The following is a 22,809-nucleotide window of genomic DNA, read 5'->3' on the forward strand; positions in this document are numbered from 1 at the left end:
CGTTATGAGCAACCGCAAGTATTTTGGTACCGATGGCATTCGCGGCAAAGTCGGTGAATATCCGATCACCCCGGATTTTGTTCTGAAGCTGGGCTGGGCCGCTGGAAAGGTGCTGGCACGCCACGGCTCGAAGAAAATTATCATCGGAAAGGATACGCGTATCTCCGGGTATATGCTGGAATCCGCGCTGGAAGCGGGCCTGGCCGCGGCCGGACTGTCTGCCGCTTTTACCGGGCCAATGCCGACACCTGCGGTCGCCTACCTTACCCGTACATTCCGTGCCGAAGCAGGTATTGTGATCTCCGCTTCGCATAATCCGTTTGACGATAACGGCATCAAGTTTTTCTCCACTGAGGGCACCAAGCTGCCGGATGAAGTGGAAGAGGCGATTGAAGCCGAGATGGAAAAGCCGATCACCTGCGTAGAGTCTGCCGAGCTGGGGCGTGCCAGCCGTATTGTTGATGCTGCCGGGCGCTACATCGAGTTCTGCAAAGGGACGTTCCCGAGCGAGCTGAGCCTTAACGGATTAAAAATCGTGGTGGACTGTGCGAATGGCGCCACCTACCACATTGCACCGAATGTCCTGCGTGAACTGGGCGCGGATGTGATCTCGATTGGCGTTCAGCCCAACGGGATGAACATCAATAAAGAGTGCGGCGCTACCGACCTGCGCCTGTTACAGGAACGCGTGCTGGCCGAGAAAGCCGATCTGGGCCTGGCCTACGACGGTGACGGCGATCGCATCATGATGGTTGATCATCTCGGCCAGAAGGTCGATGGCGATCAGATCCTCTACATTATCGCCCGTGAAGGTTTACGTCAGGGGCAACTGCGCGGTGGCGTTGTGGGTACGCTGATGAGCAATATGGGCCTTGAGCTGGCGCTTAAACAGCTGGGTATCCCGTTTGCACGTGCGAAGGTCGGTGACCGATACGTACTGGAAAAACTCAAGGAAAAGGGCTGGCGTCTTGGCGCTGAGAACTCCGGTCATGTGATCCTGCTTGATAAAACGACCACCGGCGACGGTGTGGTTGCCGGTTTGCAAGTGCTAACTGCGATGGTGCGCAACCATATGACGCTGCACGACCTGTGCAGCGGAATGAAGCTGCTGCCGCAGATTCTGGTTAATGTGCGCTTCAGTGGCGAAAACGACCCGTTGGAAGATGCGCAGGTTAAAGCGGTGACCAGCGAAGTGGAAGCCGAGCTGAAAGGGCGCGGTCGCGTGCTGCTGCGTAAATCCGGCACCGAGCCGCTGATCCGCGTGATGGTCGAAGGTGAAGACGAAGCACAGGTTACTGCGCTTGCTCACCGGATTGCCGATGCGGTGAAGGCCGTCTGATTCGGCGAAGGGGTCTGGTCGTATCCGGCCCCTTTTTCACTATCAGCAACGCTGGGCGATGCGATACATGTTTTGCTATTTGTTCACCGGTTTCTTTCGAAAAATCAGGGATAAATCGCGCGTTTTTTCTCCATAAACTCACCATTTGCCGTTTTTTTCTGCAATCAGAGTGGCGTTGTGAAATTGCCCTTGCGCGGGAGAGCGCCTTTGGTTAGTATTCACACCCGCTTCTGATGGGTAGTGATTCACTATCGATTTAACTGGTTTGAAGCTTTTAATGCGCGTTTAACGTGCAAGGAAGAAGGTTGATTATGTACGAAGCTCTTTTAGTAGTTTTCCTTATTGTGGCAATCGGCCTTGTTGGTCTGATCATGCTGCAGCAAGGTAAAGGCGCTGATATGGGAGCATCATTTGGTGCAGGCGCTTCTGGTACGCTGTTTGGTTCTAACGGTTCAGGTAACTTCATGACCCGTATGACTGCAGTGCTGGCAACCCTGTTCTTCATTATCAGCTTGATCCTGGGCAACCTTAATAGCAACAAAACCCAGAAAGGAAGCGAGTGGGAAAATCTGACTCAGCCAGCACAGTCTCAACAGACTGCGCCAGCGAAACCGGCAGCGCCGGGCAGTGATATCCCGCAGTAAGACCTGAGTAACATTTCGACGCGATAGAAATAAAAAAATCGCAACTTTAGTGCCGTGGTGGTGGAATTGGTAGACACGCTACCTTGAGGTGGTAGTGCCCGCATGGGCTTACGGGTTCAAGTCCCGTCCTCGGTACCAAATCTCAGTTTTGCTTGCATTTTGTGCAAGTTTTGCGTAGTATTCGGACGCGGGGTGGAGCAGCCTGGTAGCTCGTCGGGCTCATAACCCGAAGGTCGTCGGTTCAAATCCGGCCCCCGCAACCACTTTCCCTTAGAGTTCTTTTTCAAATATACTGTATGCACAGAACGGCGCGTTTACAGCGAATTTTGAAAAAAATTCTTTTGGATTGTGCCGAGCCGCAGCTATTGCGGTATACAGGGTCCAGTCGCATAAAGCCCCGAATTTTCGGGGTTTTTTGTTATCAGGAAACAGTAACACTGGGCTATAGGCCCTTTTTTTATGTCTTGGGGGTGGGATTGTCCACATTAGAGCAAAAATTAACAGAGCTGATTTCAGCACCGGTAGAAGCGCTTGGCTACGAACTGGTCGGTATTGAGTTTGTACGCGGTCGCACATCCACCCTGCGCATCTATATTGATAGTGAAGATGGCATCAATGTTGATGATTGCGCTGATGTGAGTCACCAGGTTAGCGCGGTAATGGACGTTGAAGATCCGATTACCGTGCCATACAACCTTGAAGTCTCTTCACCTGGTCTTGAACGTCCAATGTTTACCGCAGATCATTACGTACGTTTTACTGGTGAAGAAGTTAGCCTGGTTCTGCGTATGGCGGTACAGAACCGCCGCAAATGGCAGGGCATCATTAAATCTGTCGAAGGTGAAATGATTACCGTTGCCGTTGAGGGTAACGACGAAGTGTTCGCACTGAGCAACATCCAGAAGGCGAACCTGGTTCCCCACTTTTAAAAGTCCGGATTGAGGCATACCAGGATGAACAAAGAAATCTTAGCTGTTGTAGAAGCGGTCTCTAATGAGAAATCCCTCCCGCGCGAGAAGATTTTCGAAGCGCTGGAGAGCGCGCTGGCTACAGCCACCAAGAAAAAATACGAGCAGGAAATTGACGTTCGCGTCACCATCGATCGCAAAAGCGGCGATTTCGATACCTTCCGCCGTTGGCTGATTGTAAACGAAGTCACGTTGCCGACCCGTGAGATCACGCTGGAAGCCGCACGTTACGAAGATGAAACGCTGAATCCTGGTGATTTCGTTGAAGATCAGATCGAATCCGTGACCTTCGACCGTATCACCACTCAGACCGCCAAGCAGGTTATCGTTCAGAAGGTTCGTGAAGCCGAACGTGCAATGGTCGTGGATCAGTTCCGCGAGCAGGAAGGCGAGATCATTACCGGTGTGGTTAAGAAAGTTAACCGCGACAACATCTCTCTTGAAGTTCGGCCTACGGATGGTTCTAACACCAATGCCGAAGCCGTTATCATTCGTGAAGATATGCTGCCGCGCGAGAATTTCCGCCCGGGCGACCGTATTCGTGGCGTACTGTACGCCGTACGTCCAGAAGCACGCGGTGCGCAGCTGTTCGTCAGCCGTTCCAAGCCGGAAATGCTGATCGAACTGTTCCGTATTGAAGTGCCGGAAATTGCTGAAGAAGTGCTTGAAATTAAAGCCGCCGCGCGCGATCCAGGCTCTCGTGCCAAAATCGCTGTGAAAACTAACGATAAGCGTATCGACCCGGTCGGTGCCTGCGTTGGTATGCGTGGTGCGCGTGTTCAGGCGGTGTCCAGCGAGCTGGGTGGCGAGCGCATTGATATCGTACTGTGGGATGATAATCCAGCGCAGTTCGTGATCAACGCGATGGCTCCAGCGGATGTCGCCTCTATCGTGGTTGATGAAGATAATCACACCATGGATATTGCCGTAGAAGCCGGAAACCTGGCTCAGGCAATTGGCCGTAATGGCCAGAACGTGCGTCTGGCTTCACAGCTGAGTGGCTGGGAGCTGAACGTGATGACGGTCGACGACCTGCAAGCTAAGCATCAGGCTGAAGCACACGCTGCCATTGACGTCTTTACTAAACACCTCGATATCGATGAAGACTTCGCTACCGTACTGGTAGAAGAAGGCTTCTCTTCTCTGGAAGAGCTGGCTTATGTGCCGATCAACGAGCTGTTAGAGATCGACGGCCTGGATGAAGAGACAGTAGAAGCGTTGCGCGACCGAGCTAAAAACGCGTTAACCACCCTGGCCCTGGCAAAAGAAGAAAGCCTTGGCGATGTTCAACCTGCGGAAGATTTACTGGGCCTCGAAGGTCTGGAACGTGAGCTGGCCTTTAAGCTGGCAGCGAAAGGCGTTCGCACGCTGGAAGATCTTGCCGAGCAGGGTGTTGACGATCTGTCAGATATTGAGGGCCTGAGCGATGAGCGGGCCGGTGAGCTGATTATGGCTGCACGTAATATTTGCTGGTTCGGCGACGACGCGTAATAAACTGTAGCGGGAAGGAACAGTATGACGACAGATGTAACCGTAAAATCGCTGGCGGCAGAGATTCAGACACCGGTAGAACGCCTGGTACAGCAGTTTGCTGATGCAGGGATCCAAAAGTCTGAAACAGATTCTGTTACCCAGCAGGAAAAAGAAACTTTACTTACCCATCTGCATCGCGAACATGGCGGTGGATCTGGTAAGCTAACTTTGCAGCGTAAAACACGCAGCACCTTGAATATCCCAGGCACCGGGGGTAAAAGTAAATCGGTGCAAATTGAAGTCCGCAAAAAACGCACCTATGTAAAAGGCGATCCGGCTGAAGCTGAACAGGCTGAAGCAGAAGCGCAGGCACAGCGTGAAGCGGAAGAACTGGCTCGTCGCGAGGCTGAAGAAAAGGCCCAGCGCGAAGCTCAAGAGAAAGCGAAGCGTGAAGCCGAGGAGCAGGCCAAGCGTGAGGCAGCTGATAAAGCCAAACGTGAAGCAGCGGAAAGAGATAAAGTGAGCAATCAACATACCGATGACATGACCCGGGCGTCCCAGTCCGACAAAGCCCGCCGTGAAGCTGAATCAGCTGAACTGAAGCGTAAAGCCGAAGAAGAAGCGCGTCGCAAAATTGAAGAAGATGCGAAGCGCGTAGCTGAAGAAGCACGCAAAATGGCGGAAGAAAAAGGCGAAGAATGGACGGCAGTTAAAGAGGAAGAAGACACCTCTGACTATCACGTCACGACTTCTACTCACGCGCGTGCTGCGGAAGATGAAAACGATGCGCAGGTTGAAGGTGACCGCCGTACTCGTACCGCCGCTCGTCCAGCCAAAGCCCCGGTTCGTAAAAAGGGCAACAAACACGCTGAAGCCAAAACCGATCGTGAAGAAGCGCGTGCGCAGGTTCGCGGCGGTAAAGGCGGCAAACGTAAGCCAAGCGCACTGCAGCAGGGCTTTAACAAGCCAGCTCAGGCCGTTAACCGTGACGTTGTGATTGGTGAAACCATCACCGTAGCGGAACTGGCTAACAAAATGGCGGTTAAAGGTTCCCAGGTCATCAAAGCGATGATGAAAATGGGTGCCATGGCCACCATCAACCAGGTTATCGACCAGGAAACTGCCCAGTTAGTCGCGGAAGAAATGGGTCACAAAGTGACGCTGCGCCGCGAGAACGAGCTGGAAGAAGCGGTAATGAGCGATCGTGACACCGATGCCGTGCACGAATCTCGTGCGCCGGTTGTTACTATCATGGGTCACGTTGACCACGGTAAAACCTCGCTGCTGGACTACATTCGCTCCACGAAAGTCGCCTCTGGCGAAGCGGGCGGCATTACTCAGCACATTGGTGCATACCACGTTGAAACTGACAACGGTATGGTGACCTTCCTGGATACCCCTGGCCACGCCGCGTTTACCTCAATGCGTGCTCGCGGTGCTCAGGCTACCGATATCGTTATCCTGGTTGTTGCTGCCGATGATGGCGTGATGCCACAGACTATCGAAGCAATCCAGCACGCCAAAGCGGCGAAAGTGCCGGTTGTTGTGGCTGTGAACAAATGCGATAAGCCAGAAGCCGATCCGGACCGTGTTAAAAACGAGCTGACTCAGTACGGGATCATCCCGGAAGAGTGGGGCGGCGAAAACATGTTCGTCAACGTTTCTGCGAAAGCGGGTACCGGTATCGACGACCTGCTGAACGCCATCCTGCTGCAGGCAGAAGTGCTTGAGCTGAGCGCGGTTCGTCAGGGCATGGCGAGCGGTGTGGTTATCGAATCCTTCCTTGATAAAGGTCGTGGTCCGGTTGCTACCGTGCTGGTACGTGAAGGTACGCTGAACAAAGGCGATATCGTGCTTTGCGGCTTCGAATATGGCCGTGTTCGTGCGATGCGTGATGAGCTGGGTCGTGAAGTTCTGACCGCTGGCCCATCGATCCCTGTTGAGATCCTCGGCCTGTCCGGTGTTCCTGCCGCGGGTGATGAAGCGACCGTTGTTCGTGACGAGAAGAAAGCGCGTGAAGTTGCGCTGTACCGTCAGGGCAAATTCCGTGAAGTCAAACTGGCACGTCAGCAGAAATCTAAGCTGGAAAACATGTTTGCGAACATGACCGAAGGCGAAGTCTCTGAACTGAACATCGTGATGAAAGCCGACGTACAGGGTTCTGTGGAAGCCATTGCTGATTCACTGATGAAACTTTCTACTGATGAAGTGAAAGTGAGAATCATTGGTTCCGGCGTGGGCGGTATCACTGAAACCGACGCCACTCTGGCCGCAGCTTCTAACGCTATCCTGGTTGGCTTCAACGTCCGTGCCGATGCTTCTGCTCGCCGCGTGATCGATTCTGAAAGCCTGGATCTGCGTTACTACTCCGTGATCTATAATCTGATCGACGAAGTGAAAGCGGCGATGAGCGGCATGCTGGCACCAGAGTACAAGCAGCAGATCATCGGTCTGGCAGCGGTACGTGACGTGTTCAAATCACCGAAATTTGGTGCTATCGCGGGCTGTATGGTCACCGAAGGTAACATCAAGCGCCATAACCCAATCCGCGTACTGCGTGACAACGTGGTTATCTACGAAGGCGAGCTGGAATCCCTGCGCCGCTTCAAAGATGACGTTAACGAAGTTCGTAACGGTATGGAATGTGGTATCGGCGTGAAGAACTACAACGATGTGCGCGTTGGCGATATGATCGAAGTCTTCGAAATTATCGAAATTCAGCGTACCATCGACTAATCGTCTGGCAGATATCCGGTAGATTTCGCGTTGCCGCAGAGCAGTTAACGCAGCGGCGATGTGAAGAGTGCAGGATATTATTTGGGAGGCTTCTGGCCTCCCAAATTATTTGGAGAGATAAATTATGGCGAAAGAATTTGGTCGCCCGCAGCGCGTTTCTCAGGAGCTGCAAAAAGAAATCGCTATCATTCTGCAACGTGAGATTAAAGATCCACGTCTGGGAATGATGGTCACCGTTTCCGGCGTTGATGTGTCCCGCGATCTGGCCTACGCGAAAGTGTTCGTCACGTTCCTCAACGACAAAGACGAAGCGGCAATTAAAGCCGGTCTGCGTGCGCTGGGTGATGCATCAGGTTACATCCGTACGCTGCTGGGCAAAGCGATGCGTCTGCGCATTGTGCCAGAACTAACCTTCTTCTATGACAACTCCCTTGTTGAAGGGATGCGCATGTCTAACCTGGTGACCAACGTAGTGAAAAACGACGTTGAGCGCCGTGGTCCGACAGAAGATGAGCAGGAAGAAGGTAAAGAAGATTAATGAGCCGTCCTCGCCGTCGCGGTCGCGATATCCACGGGGTGCTGTTGCTGGATAAGCCGCAGGGCTTATCCTCTAACGATGCCCTGCAAAAAGTGAAACGCCTCTACAACGCAAATCGTGCGGGCCACACTGGCGCGCTGGATCCTTTGGCGACCGGCATGCTGCCGATCTGTCTGGGGGAAGCCACCAAGTTTTCTCAGTACCTGCTCGATTCAGACAAGCGTTATCGCGTTATTGCCCGGCTGGGGCAGCGGACCGATACCTCCGATGCGGATGGCGTCGTCGTCAGCGAACGTCCACTGACCTTTACTGCGGAAGAACTGATGGAAGCGCTTGAAGGCTTCCGTGGTGAAACGCAGCAAATTCCGTCGATGTACTCTGCGCTGAAGTATCAGGGCCGTAAGCTGTATGAATATGCTCGGGAAGGGATTGAAGTTCCGCGCGAGTCGCGCAGCATCAACGTCTACGAGCTGCTGTTTATTCGCCATGAAGGTAACGAGCTGGAGCTGGAAATTCACGTTTCCAAAGGCACCTATATTCGTACCATCATTGACGATCTCGGCGAGAAGCTGGGCTGTGGCGCGCATGTCACCTATCTGCGCCGTTTGCAGGTGGCCACCTATCCGATTGCGAAGATGGTCACCCTGGAACAGCTGAATGAGCTGGCGGAAGAAGCGCACCGCAGCGAACAGCCGCCTGCGGTTCTGCTCGACGCTTTGCTGATGCCGATGGACAGCCCGGCAGCGGAATATCCGATAGTGCATCTGCTCAGCGAAGTGGCCGCCTGGTTTAAACAGGGCATGCCGGTTCGGGTGACCGGTGCACCGACCAAAGGTCTGGTACGCGTGACCGAAGGTGACGAGCATAAGTTTATCGGCATGGCCGAAATTGCCGATGACGGGCGCGTGGCGCCACGTCGTCTGGTTGTCGAATATTTCGACTAGTTTACTCAGTCTCTTTCAGCGGCAGAGCGTGCTTTTGCAGACTGAAAGATGACGGGTAAATTTGCGCTTGCGCATTGCGCAGAGTAGAATGGCGCGGCTTTACACTGGGTTGCTGAATTAGAGATCGGCGCCTGTACATTTACCTTATAATTTGGAGTTGTCTCATGTCTCTAAGTGTTGAAACTAAAGCGCAGATCGTTGCTGATTTCGGTCGTGGTACTAACGACAGCGGTTCTACTGAAGTGCAGGTTGCTCTGCTGACTGCGCAGATTAACCATCTGCAGGGTCACTTCTCTGAACACAAGAAAGACCACCACAGCCGTCGCGGTCTGCTGCGTATGGTTTCTCAGCGTCGTAAACTGCTGGACTACCTGAAGCGTAAAGACGTTTCTCGTTACACCAGCCTGATCGAGCGTCTGGGTCTGCGTCGCTAAGTCTTAAGGCTGTACTGCTACGTTTTCAGAGCGATCTGATAACAAAATAGCAAACGTACAGCCTGGAATGAGTTTCGCTGGAAAGGGGCCTTTATGGGCCCCTTTTTTCAAGCAATCGGCAGCAATTACGGCCAAACTATTGTATTGTTGCTGAGTGTGATCTTCAGTTGCAGAGGTTCGCGCGGCTAATGAGAGGCTTTATCCCATGTGGGATCAGGGTTGTCATTAGTCGCGAGGATGCAAGGTGAAGATTAGTAATCCACGGCGGGCATCAACCCCTGCCCAGATGTTTAAGGAACTAATTTTGCTGAACCCGATCGTAAAAAAATTCCAGTATGGTCAGCATACCGTCACCATTGAGACCGGTATGATGGCGCGCCAGGCAACGGCTGCCGTAATGGTAAGCATGGACGACACCGCGGTGTTCGTGACCGTTGTCGGCCGTAAAAATGCAAAACCAGGCCAGGATTTCTTCCCGCTGACCGTAAACTACCAGGAGCGTACCTACGCTGCTGGCCGCATCCCGGGCAGCTTCTTCCGTCGTGAAGGCCGCCCAAGCGAAGGCGAAACGCTGACTTCTCGTCTGATTGACCGCCCGCTGCGCCCACTGTTCCCGGAAGGCTTCGTGAACGAAGTGCAGGTTATCGCCACCGTGGTTTCCGTTAACCCACAGGTTAACCCGGATATCGTGGCACTGATCGGTGCTTCTGCGGCGCTGGCGCTGTCTGGCCTGCCGTTCAATGGTCCTATCGGTGCTGCGCGCGTCGGTTACCTGAACGACCAGTACGTGCTGAACCCAACCAGCGATGAGCTGAAAGAGAGTAAGCTGGACCTGGTGGTTGCGGGTACGAAAGCTGCGGTACTGATGGTTGAATCTGAAGCCGAACTGCTGAGTGAAGACCAGATGCTGGGTGCAGTGGTATTTGGCCACGAGCAGCAGCAGATCGTTATCGACACCATCAACGAACTGGTTGCCGTTGCCGGTAAACCACGTTGGGACTGGCAGCCAGAGCCTGTAAACGAAGCGTTACATGCACGTATTGCAGCCCTGGCAGAATCACGTCTGAGCGATGCCTATCGCATCACTGAAAAACAGGAGCGTTATGCTCAGGTTGACGTGATCAAATCTGAAGCGACCGCAGCACTGCTGGCTGAAGATGAGAGCCTGGACGCTGGCGAGATCAGCGACATCCTGCACGCGCTGGAAAAAGACGTTGTTCGTAGCCGCATTCTGCGCGGTGAACCACGTATCGATGGCCGTGAAAAAGACATGATCCGTGGTCTGGATGTGCGTACCGGCGTTCTGCCACGTACTCACGGTTCCGCACTGTTCACCCGTGGTGAAACTCAGGCGCTGGTAACGGCAACGCTGGGTACTGCACGTGATGCGCAGAACCTGGACGAGCTGATGGGCGAACGTACCGACAGCTTCCTGTTCCACTACAACTTCCCTCCGTACTCCGTTGGTGAAACCGGTATGGTCGGTTCACCGAAGCGTCGTGAGATCGGTCACGGTCGCCTGGCGAAACGTGGCGTGCTGGCCGTAATGCCTAAAGGCGATGCGTTCCCGTACACCGTGCGCGTTGTGTCTGAAATCACTGAATCAAACGGCTCGTCTTCAATGGCTTCCGTTTGTGGTGCTTCTCTGGCGCTGATGGATGCAGGTGTGCCAATCAAAGCCGCCGTTGCGGGTATCGCAATGGGTCTGGTGAAAGACGAAAACAACTTCGTGGTTCTGTCTGACATTCTGGGTGACGAAGACCACCTGGGCGACATGGACTTCAAAGTTGCCGGTAGCCGCGAAGGTATCACCGCGCTGCAGATGGACATCAAAATTGAAGGCATCACCCGCGAAATCATGCATGAAGCACTGAATCAGGCTAAGGGTGCGCGTCTGCATATCCTGAGCGTGATGGAACAGGCTATCAGCACGCCGCGCGGCGATATCTCTCAGTTTGCTCCACGTATCCACACCATCAAGATCAGCGTTGATAAGATTAAAGACGTGATCGGTAAAGGTGGCTCGGTTATCCGTGCGCTGACCGAAGAAACCGGCACCACCATCGAAATCGAAGATGACGGTACGGTGAAGATTGCTGCAACCGACGGCGAGAAAGCGAAATTCGCGATTCGTCGTATTGAAGAAATCACTGCAGAAATCGAAGTGGGTCGCATCTACAACGGTAAAGTCACGCGTATCGTGGACTTCGGTGCCTTCGTTGCAATCGGCGGCGGCAAAGAAGGTCTGGTACACATTTCTCAGATCGCTGACAAGCGCGTTGAGAAAGTGACCGACTACCTGCAGATGGGTCAGGAAGTACCGGTTAAGGTACTGGAAGTTGACCGTCAGGGTCGCGTGCGTCTGAGCATCAAAGAAGCCAGCGAACAGGCTCAGCCTGAAGCAGCAGCTCCTGCGGCACCAGAAGCAGAATAAAGCACGACCATTGAGCTCTCCGTCCGATGGCGGAGAGCTGTTTCATCGCAGGGTTGGATCCCTGTGTGCGGCAGGCGGATGACAGGATGTTCATCCCAATGTTTGTTTGTGGGAGTGGGAAATGAAGCCATTTTTGCGCTGGTGTTTTGTTGCGACAGCTTTAACGCTGGCAGGATGCAGCAACACCAATTGGCGTGAGAACGAAATTTTGGCAGTTCCGCTGCAGCCTACGCTGCAACAGGAAGTCATTCTTGCTCGCATGGAACAAATTCTTGCCAGTCGGTCATTGACCGATGATGAACGCGCACAGCTGTTATATGAGCGCGGAGTGTTGTATGATAGTTTAGGTTTGAGAGCACTGGCGCGGAATGACTTTTCACAAGCGCTATCTATCAGACCGGATATGCCGGAAGTATTCAATTACTTAGGCATATATTTAACGCAGGCAGGCAACTTTGATGCTGCCTATGAAGCGTTCGATTCTGTACTTGAGCTTGATCCAACTTACAATTATGCGCACTTAAATCGCGGTATCGCCCTTTACTACGGCGGAAGATTTAAATTAGCGCAAGATGATCTGCAGGCGTTTTATCAAGACGATCCTAACGATCCCTTCCGCAGCCTGTGGCTGTATCTCACTGAACGTGAGATCGACACAGAACAGGCCAAAGTCTCGCTGAAGCAGCGTTACGACAAAGCGGTAAAGGACCAATGGGGATGGAATATTGTCGAGTTCTACCTGGGCGACATCAGCGAAAAAACGCTGACCGAACGCCTCCAGGCAGACGCAACGGATAACACTTCGCTCGCTGAACATCTCAGTGAAACCAACTTCTATTTAGGTAAGTACTACCTAAGTCTGGGGGAGAAGGACAACGCAGATGCGTTGTTCAAGCTGACGGTCGCTAACAACGTTCATAACTTCGTTGAGCACCGATATGCATTGTTGGAGCTGGCGCTACTCGGCCAGACACAAGACGATTTATCAGAATCTGACCAGCAATAGCTGACGAACTTTTATTGCCTGAACTTTGAAAAGTCATCATCTTCGCGGATGAGGGCATTTTTGTTCGTCGAAACCACTAATTTGAGCCGGTTCACACTTTTTGATGAAAATGACTGAAAATTTTCACGACGAGTTATGTAGACTGGCCGCCGAAATCTACGAGGCACGTGTACTACATGACTGATATTCAAACCACTTTTTCCGACCTTGGCCTGAACGCTGACATCCTTGAATCACTGAACGGTATGGGCTATGTAAAGCCTTCCCCAATCCAGGCTGAGTGTATTCCTCACCTGCTGGCGGGCCGTGACGTTCTGGGTATGGCGCAGACCGGGAGTGGTAAAACTGCGGCATTCTCCCTGCCGCTGCTAAATAACATTGATGCAACTGTTAAAGCACCACAGATTCTGGTGCTGGCACCGACCCGCGAACTGGCGGTTCAGGTAGCTGAAGCCGTAACCGAATTCTCTAAACACATGCGTGGCATTAACGTTGTGGCCCTGTACGGCGGCCAGCGTTATGACGTGCAGCTGCGCGCTCTGCGTCAGGGACCACAGGTTGTTGTTGGTACCCCAGGTCGTCTGCTGGACCACCTGAAGCGTGGCACCCTGGACCTGTCTAACCTGCGTGGTCTGGTACTGGACGAAGCTGATGAAATGCTGCGTATGGGCTTCATCGAAGACGTTGAAACTATCATGGCGCAGATCCCAGACGGTCATCAGACCGCGCTGTTCTCAGCAACCATGCCGGAAGCGATTCGCCGTATCACTAAGCGCTTCATGAAAGATCCACAGGAAGTGCGCATTCAGTCAAGCCTGACTACGCGTCCTGACATCAGCCAGAGCTACTGGACTGCCTATGGCCGTAAAACTGATGCGCTGACTCGCTTCCTGGAAGCGGAAGACTTTGACGCTGCCATCATCTTCGTGCGTACTAAAAACGCAACGCTGGAAGTGGCTGAAGCGCTGGAGCGTAGCGGTTATAACAGCGCCGCGCTGAACGGTGATATGAACCAGTCCCTGCGTGAGCAGACACTGGAGCGTCTGAAAGATGGCCGTCTGGACATTCTGATCGCCACTGACGTTGCGGCCCGTGGCCTGGACGTTGAGCGTATCAGCCTGGTGGTTAACTACGACATCCCTATGGATGCCGAGTCTTACGTTCACCGTATCGGTCGTACCGGCCGTGCTGGCCGTGCTGGCCGCGCACTGCTGTTCGTTGAGAACCGCGAGCGTCGTCTGCTGCGTAATATCGAACGCACCATGAAACTGACCATTCCTGAAGTGGAGCTGCCTAACGCAGAACTGCTGGGTGAACGCCGTCTGGCTAAGTTCGCAGCAAAAGTACAGCAGCAGCTGGAAAGCAGCGATCTGGAACAGTACCGTGCACTGCTGGCTAAAATGCAGCCTGAAGAAGAGCTGGACATCGAAACTCTGGCCGCAGCACTGCTGAAGATGGCACAGGGCGAACGTCCTCTGATTGTTCCTGCTGATGCTCCACAGCGCCCGCGTCGTGAATTCCGTGAGCGTGATGAGCGTCGCGGTGATCGTCCAGAGCGTGGCCCACGTGAGCCTCGTGAAGCGCGCGGTGAGCGTGATGGCGATCGTCCACGTCGTGAGCGTCGTGAAGTTGGCGATATGGAAGTGTACCGTATTGAAGTTGGCCGTGATGATGGTGTTGAAGTTCGTCATATCGTTGGCGCCATCGCTAACGAAGGCGATATCAGCAGCCGTTACATCGGTAACATCAAACTGTTCGGTACTCACTCGACTATCGAGCTGCCAAAAGGCATGCCGGGCGAAGTGCTTCAGCACTTTACCCGTACGCGTATTCTGAACAAACCAATGAATATGCAGCTGATTGGCGATGCACAGCCACGCACCGATCGCGGTGGTGAGCGTCGTCCAGGCGGCCCGGCACGTGGTGGTTTCGGCAGCGGCGAGCGTCGTGAAGGCGGTCGTGGTGCAGAAGGTGGTCGTGGTGGTGAAGGCGGTCGTCGCTTCAGCAACGAGCGTAGCGGTGAGCGTCGCCCGGGCGGCTTCAGCCGTGACGGTGGCAACCGTGGCCCGCGTCGCGAAGAAGGCGGCAGCGCGCCAGCCCGTCGTCGTGATGCATAATCACTGATGCCCAATAAAAAACCAGCCTTCGGGCTGGTTTTTTTATGTCTGCCATTCGTGAAAAAGAAAAACTACAGCGAATTTCGTACCTGCATAGCCAGCTCAAAGGAGTAAAGGCGAGCGTCAGGATCGAAAATCTGGCCGTTAACCATAATTTCATCTGCCTGAGTCTCACGCATCAGGCTCGCCAGCCCCTGGCGCACCTTCTCTTTATCTCCCACGATCGACATGCTCAGCGCCTGCTGCACGCCGTACTGTTCGGACGGCGACCACAGGCTATCGATATTTTCCACCGGCGGCGGTAGCGGGCCCGGTTTACCCCGGCGCAGGTTAATGAACTGCTGCTGCATTGAGGTAAACAGGAACCGCGCATCACGCTCGCTGTCGGCGGCAACGATATTGATACACACCATGGCATAAGGTTGCGACAGGCGTGCCGACGGCTTGAAGTTTTCACGGTATAGATGCAGCGCCTGCATCAGCATATCCGGTGCAAAATGCGAGGCAAACGCAAACGGCAGCCCCAGCTGCGCCGCGAGCTGCGCGCTGTAAAGGCTGGAACCCAACAGCCAGACCGGAATGTTCAAACCCAGACCCGGCACCGGCTGAACAGCAGGCGCATCGTTATCGGCCGCGTCGAACCAGCTAATCATCTCGGCCACATCGGCCGGGAAATTATCCACGTGTCCGCCCATATGACGGCGAAGCGCCATCATGGTGCGCTGATCGGAACCCGGCGCGCGGCCAAGACCCAGATCAATGCGGCCCGGATAGAGTGACTCCAGCGTACCGAACTGTTCGGCAATCACCAGCGGGGAGTGATTCGGTAGCATCACGCCGCCGGAGCCGAGCCGCAGCGTTTGCGTATTGGCCGCCAGATAGCCAATCAGCACCGAGGTCGCCGCGCTGGCAATACCGGTCATGTTGTGATGTTCGGCCAGCCAGTAGCGGTGATAGCCCAGCTTCTCTGACTGTCTGGCCAGAGAAAGCGAATTGTGGAACGCCTCACGCGCTGAAGCACCAAGAGGAATAGGGGCAAGATCGAGTACCGAAAGCGGTACCGTTTTTTTCTCAGACATAGACGCTCACTTATTCTCAGATTCTCAATCATACATCGTTCAAGGCTACGACATATGTATGCCAAACGATTGTCCGTTTGCAGCACTTTGTAAAAGATTTGGCCGCAGATGAGCTTCATTCAGGCCCCTTTGAATGCGTTATACCGCTAAAAGTGGTTTTACGGTAAGAAACCTTAAATCAGCGATCGTACATTCATTCAACGTTGACCATTTTTATGCAAAGGAAATGCAATGGCTGGCTGGTCGATTCCCCGTTTATTAACGAAAACGGGGGGATTTCAATGAAAAAAACGGCATTTTTTACCCTTCTCCTGATCGTTCTGGCCGTCGCTCTGACCATTCTCATCCGGGCACACAGTCATTATTTACTGCTGCAGGGTGAAGTTGACGCCACGGAAGTCATTGTTTCTTCTAAAGCCCACGGCCGGGTGCTCGAAAAACTGGTGCGTCGCGGTGATGATGTCATTGTCGGGCAGCCCCTCATCCAGCTTGAAGCTCCGGAACTTATCGCCCAGCTGAAATCGGCCGAAGCGGCCCGCGATCGGGCACAGCAGACGCTGAATCTTTCTCTTAACGGTACGCGCGAAGAGACGATTCGTAATTTACGCGCACTGTTAGAACAATCCCGTACTGACTATCTCAATGCTCAGGCGACCTGGCAACGTGATTTCTCCGTGGCGAGGCAGGGCTATATTTCCGCCCAGGACCTGGATAATGCCCGTAGAAGCCGTGACAGTGCCTGGCAACAGGTGCTGGCTGCACAGGCGAATCTCGATGAGGGACTGCATGGCGACCGTGTTGAACAGCGCGCTGCTTATGCCGCTCAGCTGCATCAGGCCGAGCAGGATCTGCTGGAGGTCAAGGCGCAAACCGATGAGCTGCTGGTCAGATCGCCGGTTGCCGGTGAGGTTGGCCCAATCCCCGCCGAGCGTGGAGAGCTGCTCAATGCCGGTAGCCCGCTGATTACGCTTCTGGAACTACCCACCGCCTGGTTTGTCTTTGATTTACGTGAGGATATTCTGGCCCACGTGCGCAAGGGCGATAAAGTCTCGCTGCGCGTACCGGCGCTGAATAATCAGCAGATTGAGGCCGAAGTGCGCTATATCGCTCCGCTGGGCGATTACGCGACCAAACGCGCCACTCGCGCAACCGGCGACTTCGACCTGAAAACGTTTGAAGTTCGCCTGTATCCGTTATCACCGGTAAAAGATCTCCGTCAGGGAATGAGCGCGCTATGGCAATGGCAGGAGTAAATCGCAGGCTGTGGGCTTTTCAGCGTGCCTTTCGCCATGAAATTCTGGTTGCCTGGCGTAAGCCGGTGGTCCACTGGCTTGGCTGGTGTTTCCCGCTGCTGCTGTTCGCGCTAATCGCCAGTGACTTCTCGGCCGGAACGCTGCTCGATCTGCCGGTTGTCGCCGTCGATCGCGATCACAGTGAAGCATCGCGCCAGCTGATCCGCCATCTGAATGCCGGATCTCATGCGCGGGTCACCGTTGCTGACGGCGGCTTACCGGATGCGCTGGAACGCCTTCGTCGTGCCGAAGACTATTCAGTGCTGATGATTCCGCCTTATTTCGAAGCCGACCTGCTGGCCGGCAGGCAGCCACGTATCTCCCTCTATTATAATGCGCTGTTTTACGGTGCCGGATTTTACTCTACCCAGGATTTTAGCGGCACGATCGCCGAGCTGAACAGCCAGTACCAACCCTGGCTGGTGGCTGCCAGCGGGCGTACGATGCCGGTGCTGCCAAACGTCACCCTGGATTACGACAGCCTGTTCAACGCCAGCGGCAGCTATATCTACTACCAGCAGTTCGCGGCATGCATTCATCTGGTGCAGCTGTTTACCGTCACGCTGACCATCTGGCTGCTGGCGCGTTCTCGTCCGCTGATTTTTCAACGGCATTTTGGCATGGCGCTGCTCGGTAAGCTGTTTCCTTTCACCCTCTGCTATACCGCGCTGCTGATGACGGAGGTCGCTCTGCTGGTGGGGATCTTCGGCGCAAGGGTAGTCGGCAACCCGTTTTACATGCTGGCCGTGGCGTTTTTTTACGTCATGGCAGCGCAGAGTCTCGGTGTGATGCTGTTTACCTTTACCGGCAGCGCGATTACCGCCTACAGCATGATGGGGATTTTCGTTAGCCTTGCGCTGACTTTTTCGGGAATCGCGATGCCCGAACTGTCGATGCCGTGGCCTGCTCAGTTGATATCTAATATCGAACCGCTGACCCATGCCCTCTACGCCATGTTTGATCTCTTCCTGCGTGACGTGCCGGGAAAACCGGTGCTCAGCGTCTGCGCCTTGTTGATGGTTTATCCTCTGATCTCAGCGCTGCTGGTGCGCAAGCGCCTCTATCAGCGGCTGGTGAAACCGGAGGTGGCACAGTGAAACTGTGGTGGCAAACCTTCTGTTCCACGCTGATGCGCATGCTGCAAAAACCAATGTGGCTGATGATGCTGCTTTCGCTGTGCGTGATGAGCACCGTTTATATGAACCGCAGCGTGTGGGACCTGCCGGTGGCGGTGATTGATATGGACCACAGTACGGCCAGCCGACTGATCACCCGCCAGCTGAATGCGACGCCTAAGGTGAACACGCAGATCTACGACAATCTGCCCGATGCCCTGCACGACCTCGGGCTGCGCAAGCTGTTTGCGGTGGTATTAATGCCGCAGGACCTGGAGCAGAAAATGCTGGCAGGGAAACCGGTGAATATTCCGGTTTACGGTGATGCCACCAACCGACTGGCGAACGGTCAAATAGAGCTGGACGTAATCGCCGCCTATCAGCAGGTACTGAGCCAGTACAGCATCCAGCTGATGATGAAACAGGGCTTCAGCGCCCGCCAGGCGGAGGTGATTCTCACGCCCGTGATTGGGCAAACGGTGGACGTGTTTAACCCAGGGATCGGTTTTGCCGCTATCGTATTCCCCGGGCTGCTGGTGATGCTGTTACAGCATTCGCTGCTGATTGCCGGAGTGCGGGTCAACTTAACACTGCGCAGCAAGGGCAGGCCGCCGCTGTCGGTCACGCTGGGTGCGCTATCGGCGCTGATACCGATCTGGCTGTTTTTATCGGTAGTATTGTTTGGACTATGGCCGTGGGTGCTGGGCTACCGGCAAACGGCTCCGCTGGCAGAGTTAGTGCTGCTGACGCTGCCGTTCCAACTGGCGGTGCTGGGGCTGGCGAAGCTGCTCACCGAATGTATTCGTGAGGTGGAGCGCATCTATCTGTCGCTGTCGTTTATCACCACCCCGGTCTACTATCTTTCGGGCACGATCTGGCCGGTGCAGTCGATGCCTGACTGGGTCCGTACCATTTCCATGATGTTTCCCTCTACCTGGGGGACCAGAATGATCGCGGGAGTTAATCAGATGGGGCTGCCGGTATCCGAAGTCAGGCAGTATGTGATGGTTCTGCTGGTAATGGGCGCAGTGTATGCCACCACAGGATTTCTGGTGGCAAAACTGCGCGAAAACGGCTGGCGGTGCCGTTCAACCGATTAACAGGAATGGCTATCTGACCAGCTCCAGCCCGGCTACGCGCCGCCAGTAGCCGTTGCAGTCACCGCCTGCTGCCAGCGCCACAGGGCTGTGGCCTGCCTCATTGGCACGAAACTGGCTAATCACCTCCAGCGTATCAATGCCCGACGGGGAGAGCCGCACCACGTCGACCAGTCCCTGCATTGAGGTCAGCTCGTTACCGAGGTTGTAGCAGTATCCACTCATGGTCTGAATGCCGTTGAGCACAAACACCTGCTGATCTTCCTGAGTATGCAGGCTGCGACCCTGTGGATAGTGAATACAGCAGGTCTGGCACTCATCCTTGCTGCGGTTTTCCGATCGGGCGGTAAAGCAGCGGGCCGAGTAAGCAAGCGGCAGATAGCCGTAGCTCATCACCTCGACTTCGAATTTATCGCGGATGCCCAGTTCGTCGCACTGCGTCAGCAGGTTAACCAGCCAGTCCCGAGACAGCTCGACCGGCATGCACCAGCGGGTCATTCCCATCTTCAGTAGCAGTTCCAGCGTCACGGCGTTGTAAACATTCAACGCAGGCCCGGCCACAAACGGCAGCCCGGCTTCGTTAGCCAGCGTGACCGCGCCAAAGTCGCTGGCCTCAATGATAAATTCGCGGTTATCCACGTAGCGCTTGAGCTCGGTCAGTTCGGAGGGAGACTGCAGCAGCGCCAGCGTGCTCAGCACCACCTGTTTCCCCGCCGCAGCCAGCTCCCGGGCCATCGTCAGCCAGTCGTTGAATTTGGTTGCCCGCCGCTTGCTGCATACCGATTCGCCAAGGTAGATAATCTGCGCCTCGCTGTCTGCCGCCGCACGATAAAAATCCTGCAGCGCCTCATGCGGCCAGTACCACAGCACCGGCCCCAGTGAATACTTCATCCTCTTCCTCCTATTGCCACTGCCGGTGCCAGGCACCCAGCGTGGTCTGCGTACCTTCACTCAGCTCGGACAGTGCCGCCATCCACTGCGGCTGGGCGACAAAGTTATCCGGGGCCGCTTTACAGCGATCGATAGCCTGTCGCCAGATGCGTGTCACCTGCGCCACATAGGCGGGACTGCGCTGGCGGCCTTCAATTTTTACCGACGCGATGTTGGTTGCCATCAGCTCCGGCAGCAGTTCCAGCGTATTCAGGCTGGTGGGTTCTTCCAGCGCGTGATAGCGCTGTCCGTCCAGCCTGTAGCGGCCTTTGCACAGGGTGGGATAGCCGGCATTTTCTCCGTCATCGTAGCGATCGATCAGCACTTCGTTCAGCCGCGACTCTAGTCCGTCAGCGGTTTGCTGCCAGCGGACAAAGCGGGCAGGGGAGCAGGCGCCAACGGTATTGGGCGACTCGCCGGTCAGATAAGAAGAGAGGTAGCAGCGACCCTCGGCCATAATGCACAGGCTGCCGAAAGCGAACACCTCCAGCGGCACGTTAGTATCCCGTGCGAGCTGGCGTACCTGATGAATAGACAGCACGCGCGGCAGTACCACCCGAGCCACATCGAAGTTACGCTGGTAAAAGCGCACGGCTGCGGCATTGGTGGCGGAAGCCTGCACGGAAAGATGGCGTTCTATGTGAGGATAGCGCTCGGCGGCGTAGGCCAGCATGGCGATGTCGGCGAGGATCAGGGCATCGGCCCCGGCACCGGCGGCCATATCCACCGCCCGCTGCCAGCGGGTGTAACCATCCGGATGCGCAAACGTGTTAATCGCCACGTGCAGCTTGCGCCTGTGCTGATGAACGAAGCGAGCGGCCTCCTGCAGGCGTTTATCCGTGAAGTTCAGGCCCGCAAAATGACGGGCGTTGGTTTCATCTTTCAGACCGATGTAGACCGCGTCAGCGCCGTTTTCAATGGCGGCCTTCAGTGCCGGAAGATTTCCGGCCGGGCACAGCAGTTCCATAAGGAGCAATTCCATTAAACAGAAGAATCGATGATTTTAGAGAGGAAAGCGGCGACAAATTTTGATTTAAGGCATCGAATGGCGTATTGATGAGGGACGGATTCCCTGCTAAAAATCGTATAGTTCGCCCATTTTATTGATCCAGCCGCCTGAAGCGCTCCGCCATTGTGGCAAAATAGGCGAAATTTTTCGTAAGGAGTAATAATGGTGTTGAACCCGCTACGTACCCACTGCGTCCGTAAAGGGCCGCAGCTGCTGAGTTTCCCGCTGCGATTCACCCCGTTTGTACTGAAAAAGCCGCTGCTGCAGGGGCTGCTGCGCTGGCAGTTTCAGCAGGCTCTGGCAGAAGGCGAACTGGATTTTCTTGAAAATCGCTGGCTGGGTATTGAAGTGAGCGATCTTGAGCTACGCTGGTCAGTTACGGTTGAAAAAGGGCAGCTTTTGGTTGCCGAACGCAGTGATTGTGACGTCTGGTTTCGCGGCAATGCCAACGATCTGCTGCTCATTACCGCGCGCAGACAGGATCCCGATACGCTGTTCTTCCAGCGTCGACTGCATATTGAAGGTGATACCGAGCTGGGGCTGGAAGTGAAGAATTTGATGGACGCAATCGATATTGAATCCATGCCGAAGCCAATGCGCATCGGCCTTATGCAACTGGCCGATTTTGTCGAGGCCGGACTGAACGAGGACGCGACTTCCCCGCCGGATCGCGCAGGTGTGTCATGTTAATTCGTACCGAAATTGGTGTTGATGCCGCCAGCATCGACGGCCTGCTGCGCCGCAGCTTCCCGACGCCTGCTGAAGCCGAACTGGTGCAGCAGCTGCGCGAGGATGGGTTGCTGACGCTGGGCGTAGTTGCCACCGATGATGAAGGCCAGGTGCTGGGCTATGCGGCCTTCAGCCCGGTCACGCTGAATGAAGAAGATCGGCAGTGGGTGGGGCTTGCTCCGCTGGCGGTTGACGAAAGCGTGCGTGGACAGGGCTTGGGTAAACAGCTGGTTTATGAAGGGCTGGATACCTTAAATGAGTTCGGCTATGCGGCCGTTGTGGTGCTGGGCGACGTTGAATTCTACGCAAAATTTGGCTTTGTCAGCGCGGCGCAGCACCAGCTGCACTGCCGCTGGCCCGATACGCAAACGGCATTCCAGGTCTACAAGCTGGCGGACGATGCTTTCGACGGCGCGACCGGTGAAATTGGCTATTCGGAGCCGTTTAACCGTTTCTGAGCCGTTCAAGCCAGAGGGTTAAAGATTCAGGCTGGTGGGTAATCAGCCTGATTTTTTCCTGCTTCTTCAGCTGTTTCACCTGATACTCCAGCTTTGATGCCTGCGAGCGATCGCCTGCTTCACAATGGAACAGCAGCTCCAGCGGTCCTTTACCACGCAGCGCCTTCGCACCTTTCCCGTTCTGGTGCTGGTTAAAACGTCGGTCAACATCGTTGGTGATCCCGGTATACAGCAAGCCCTTAGCGGTGCGCAGGATGTAGAGTCGCCAGCTGGCGGCGGTTGTGCTCATGAGTATTCTCGGAAACGGCAGTCACCGCTACTTTAGCGTAAAAATGTGCGCGCAGGGTGCGTGATTTGCCATAGCCGGATGCCGCATTCGCCATTCGATTCCTGGCGCAGCGGAGAACGACGAGCTTTTTCCAGCCTCGCCTGTGCACCGCATTACGATCTGTTTTCTAATGACTGCG

At 54.8% G+C, this 22,809-nt stretch carries 21 protein-coding genes and 2 tRNA genes; 19 read left to right on the forward strand and 4 right to left on the reverse strand.

The genetic code is table 11. The features are described from left to right. The first annotated feature begins 4 nt into the window (after positions 1–4). The 14 genes from glmM to EC836_RS19395 all read left to right on the forward strand — a co-directional run bounded on the left by glmM (position 5) and on the right by EC836_RS19395 (position 14,633). Positions 5–1,339 carry a phosphoglucosamine mutase gene (gene glmM, locus EC836_RS19330; RefSeq protein ID WP_123336138.1) on the forward strand — a complete coding sequence of 445 codons (1,335 nt, stop codon included), beginning with the start codon at positions 5–7 and terminating at the stop codon, positions 1,337–1,339. A 311-nt stretch (positions 1,340–1,650) separates the two neighbouring features. Further along, a complete protein-coding gene (gene secG, locus EC836_RS19335; protein ID WP_105592949.1) occupies positions 1,651–1,983 on the forward strand; it encodes a preprotein translocase subunit SecG in 333 nt (110 codons plus the stop codon). A gap of 51 nt (positions 1,984–2,034) precedes the next feature. After that, positions 2,035–2,121: transfer RNA gene (locus EC836_RS19340), tRNA-Leu, on the forward strand. Positions 2,122–2,169: 48 nt separating this feature from the next. Next, positions 2,170–2,246, forward strand: a tRNA-Met gene (locus EC836_RS19345). A gap of 213 nt (positions 2,247–2,459) precedes the next feature. Then, the gene (gene rimP / locus EC836_RS19350) at positions 2,460–2,912 is read left to right on the forward strand and encodes a ribosome maturation factor RimP (RefSeq protein WP_148050390.1); all 453 of its coding nucleotides are present in this window, start codon (positions 2,460–2,462) and stop codon (positions 2,910–2,912) included. Positions 2,913–2,936: 24 nt separating this feature from the next. Further along, the gene (gene nusA, locus EC836_RS19355) at positions 2,937–4,442 is read left to right on the forward strand and encodes a transcription termination factor NusA (RefSeq protein ID WP_123336139.1); all 1,506 of its coding nucleotides are present in this window, start codon (positions 2,937–2,939) and stop codon (positions 4,440–4,442) included. Positions 4,443–4,466: 24 nt separating this feature from the next. After that, positions 4,467–7,160, forward strand: a complete 2,694-nt coding sequence (infB, locus tag EC836_RS19360) for a translation initiation factor IF-2 (RefSeq protein ID WP_123336141.1) — start codon at positions 4,467–4,469, stop codon at positions 7,158–7,160. Between the two features lie 124 nt (positions 7,161–7,284). Next, a complete protein-coding gene (gene rbfA, locus EC836_RS19365) occupies positions 7,285–7,698 on the forward strand; it encodes a 30S ribosome-binding factor RbfA (RefSeq protein WP_123336143.1) in 414 nt (137 codons plus the stop codon). Then, the gene (gene truB / locus EC836_RS19370) at positions 7,698–8,642 is read left to right on the forward strand and encodes a tRNA pseudouridine(55) synthase TruB (RefSeq protein WP_123336145.1); all 945 of its coding nucleotides are present in this window, start codon (positions 7,698–7,700) and stop codon (positions 8,640–8,642) included. Before rbfA ends, truB begins: the two co-directional genes overlap by 1 nt. A gap of 164 nt (positions 8,643–8,806) precedes the next feature. Next, positions 8,807–9,076, forward strand: coding sequence for a 30S ribosomal protein S15 (gene rpsO / locus EC836_RS19375; RefSeq protein WP_105592954.1), 270 nt, complete (start codon positions 8,807–8,809; stop codon positions 9,074–9,076). 304 nt (positions 9,077–9,380) lie between these two features. Beyond that, on the forward strand, positions 9,381–11,510 hold the full coding sequence (gene pnp, locus EC836_RS19380; RefSeq protein WP_123336147.1) for a polyribonucleotide nucleotidyltransferase: 2,130 nt from the start codon (positions 9,381–9,383) through the stop codon (positions 11,508–11,510). A gap of 121 nt (positions 11,511–11,631) precedes the next feature. Beyond that, entirely contained in the window at positions 11,632–12,516 is an 885-nt protein-coding gene (nlpI, locus tag EC836_RS19385) for a lipoprotein NlpI (RefSeq protein WP_123336149.1), read from the forward strand. 109 nt (positions 12,517–12,625) lie between these two features. Then, on the forward strand, positions 12,626–12,700 hold the full coding sequence (yrbN, locus tag EC836_RS25150; protein WP_370348261.1) for a protein YrbN: 75 nt from the start codon (positions 12,626–12,628) through the stop codon (positions 12,698–12,700). Continuing rightward, positions 12,693–14,633 (forward strand): DEAD/DEAH family ATP-dependent RNA helicase, encoded by a 1,941-nt coding sequence (locus EC836_RS19395; RefSeq protein WP_123336153.1) that lies wholly within the window; start codon positions 12,693–12,695, stop codon positions 14,631–14,633. The genes yrbN and EC836_RS19395 overlap by 8 nt, the downstream gene beginning before the upstream one ends. A 71-nt stretch (positions 14,634–14,704) precedes the next feature. On the opposite strand, the gene EC836_RS19400 is transcribed toward EC836_RS19395, so the two are convergent. Next, a complete protein-coding gene (locus EC836_RS19400) occupies positions 14,705–15,712 on the reverse strand; it encodes a luciferase-like monooxygenase (RefSeq protein WP_123336155.1) in 1,008 nt (335 codons plus the stop codon). Between the two features lie 281 nt (positions 15,713–15,993). On the opposite strand from EC836_RS19400, the gene EC836_RS19405 reads away from it, so the two are divergent. Genes EC836_RS19405 through EC836_RS19415 form a run of 3 tightly spaced genes read left to right on the forward strand, consistent with a single transcriptional unit; the run spans position 15,994 to position 19,219 of the window. After that, positions 15,994–16,965, forward strand: coding sequence for an HlyD family secretion protein (locus EC836_RS19405; RefSeq protein ID WP_123336479.1), 972 nt, complete (start codon positions 15,994–15,996; stop codon positions 16,963–16,965). After that, positions 16,947–18,101, forward strand: coding sequence for an ABC transporter permease (locus EC836_RS19410; protein WP_123336157.1), 1,155 nt, complete (start codon positions 16,947–16,949; stop codon positions 18,099–18,101). Before EC836_RS19405 ends, EC836_RS19410 begins: the two co-directional genes overlap by 19 nt. Continuing rightward, entirely contained in the window at positions 18,098–19,219 is a 1,122-nt protein-coding gene (locus tag EC836_RS19415) for an ABC transporter permease (RefSeq protein WP_123336159.1), read from the forward strand. The genes EC836_RS19410 and EC836_RS19415 overlap by 4 nt, the downstream gene beginning before the upstream one ends. A 9-nt stretch (positions 19,220–19,228) precedes the next feature. On the opposite strand, the gene EC836_RS19420 is transcribed toward EC836_RS19415, so the two are convergent. Beyond that, positions 19,229–20,107 carry a U32 family peptidase gene (locus EC836_RS19420; RefSeq protein WP_123336161.1) on the reverse strand — a complete coding sequence of 293 codons (879 nt, stop codon included), beginning with the start codon at positions 20,105–20,107 and terminating at the stop codon, positions 19,229–19,231. Between the two features lie 10 nt (positions 20,108–20,117). After that, positions 20,118–21,113: a peptidase U32 family protein gene (locus EC836_RS19425; protein ID WP_123336163.1), complete on the reverse strand. Its 996-nt coding sequence runs from the start codon at positions 21,111–21,113 to the stop codon at positions 20,118–20,120. 204 nt (positions 21,114–21,317) lie between these two features. Here EC836_RS19425 and EC836_RS19430 point away from each other — a divergent pair, with 204 nt between their 5' ends. After that, positions 21,318–21,845 carry an SCP2 domain-containing protein gene (locus EC836_RS19430; protein ID WP_123336165.1) on the forward strand — a complete coding sequence of 176 codons (528 nt, stop codon included), beginning with the start codon at positions 21,318–21,320 and terminating at the stop codon, positions 21,843–21,845. Then, positions 21,839–22,342, forward strand: a complete 504-nt coding sequence (locus tag EC836_RS19435; RefSeq protein WP_123336166.1) for a GNAT family N-acetyltransferase — start codon at positions 21,839–21,841, stop codon at positions 22,340–22,342. Before EC836_RS19430 ends, EC836_RS19435 begins: the two co-directional genes overlap by 7 nt. On the opposite strand, the gene EC836_RS19440 is transcribed toward EC836_RS19435, so the two are convergent. Continuing rightward, complete coding sequence (locus EC836_RS19440; RefSeq protein ID WP_123336168.1) at positions 22,329–22,631, reverse strand: GIY-YIG nuclease family protein; 303 nt, start codon at positions 22,629–22,631, stop codon at positions 22,329–22,331. The genes EC836_RS19435 and EC836_RS19440 overlap by 14 nt on opposite strands. Positions 22,632–22,809 lie beyond the last annotated feature (178 nt).

The organism is Erwinia sp. JUb26, from assembly GCF_003751505.1.
GTDB lineage: Bacteria > Pseudomonadota > Gammaproteobacteria > Enterobacterales > Enterobacteriaceae > Erwinia.

Bases quoted from the DNA above. Each gene is read 5' to 3' on its own strand.
- EC836_RS19430 (WP_123336165.1), top strand. From the start codon at position 21,318: ATGGTGTTGAACCCGCTACGTACCCACTGCGTCCGTAAAGGGCCGCAG.
- EC836_RS19440 (WP_123336168.1), bottom strand. From the start codon at position 22,631: ATGAGCACAACCGCCGCCAGCTGGCGACTCTACATCCTGCGCACCGCT.
- glmM (WP_123336138.1), top strand. From the start codon at position 5: ATGAGCAACCGCAAGTATTTTGGTACCGATGGCATTCGCGGCAAAGTC.
- rbfA (WP_123336143.1), top strand. From the start codon at position 7,285: ATGGCGAAAGAATTTGGTCGCCCGCAGCGCGTTTCTCAGGAGCTGCAA.
- EC836_RS19400 (WP_123336155.1), bottom strand. From the start codon at position 15,712: ATGTCTGAGAAAAAAACGGTACCGCTTTCGGTACTCGATCTTGCCCCT.
- EC836_RS19410 (WP_123336157.1), top strand. From the start codon at position 16,947: ATGGCAATGGCAGGAGTAAATCGCAGGCTGTGGGCTTTTCAGCGTGCC.
- truB (WP_123336145.1), top strand. From the start codon at position 7,698: ATGAGCCGTCCTCGCCGTCGCGGTCGCGATATCCACGGGGTGCTGTTG.
- EC836_RS19420 (WP_123336161.1), bottom strand. From the start codon at position 20,107: ATGAAGTATTCACTGGGGCCGGTGCTGTGGTACTGGCCGCATGAGGCG.
- infB (WP_123336141.1), top strand. From the start codon at position 4,467: ATGACGACAGATGTAACCGTAAAATCGCTGGCGGCAGAGATTCAGACA.
- EC836_RS19395 (WP_123336153.1), top strand. From the start codon at position 12,693: ATGACTGATATTCAAACCACTTTTTCCGACCTTGGCCTGAACGCTGAC.
- nusA (WP_123336139.1), top strand. From the start codon at position 2,937: ATGAACAAAGAAATCTTAGCTGTTGTAGAAGCGGTCTCTAATGAGAAA.
- EC836_RS19405 (WP_123336479.1), top strand. From the start codon at position 15,994: ATGAAAAAAACGGCATTTTTTACCCTTCTCCTGATCGTTCTGGCCGTC.
- EC836_RS19435 (WP_123336166.1), top strand. From the start codon at position 21,839: ATGTTAATTCGTACCGAAATTGGTGTTGATGCCGCCAGCATCGACGGC.
- rpsO (WP_105592954.1), top strand. From the start codon at position 8,807: ATGTCTCTAAGTGTTGAAACTAAAGCGCAGATCGTTGCTGATTTCGGT.
- EC836_RS19425 (WP_123336163.1), bottom strand. From the start codon at position 21,113: ATGGAACTGCTGTGCCCGGCCGGAAATCTTCCGGCACTGAAGGCCGCC.
- secG (WP_105592949.1), top strand. From the start codon at position 1,651: ATGTACGAAGCTCTTTTAGTAGTTTTCCTTATTGTGGCAATCGGCCTT.
- nlpI (WP_123336149.1), top strand. From the start codon at position 11,632: ATGAAGCCATTTTTGCGCTGGTGTTTTGTTGCGACAGCTTTAACGCTG.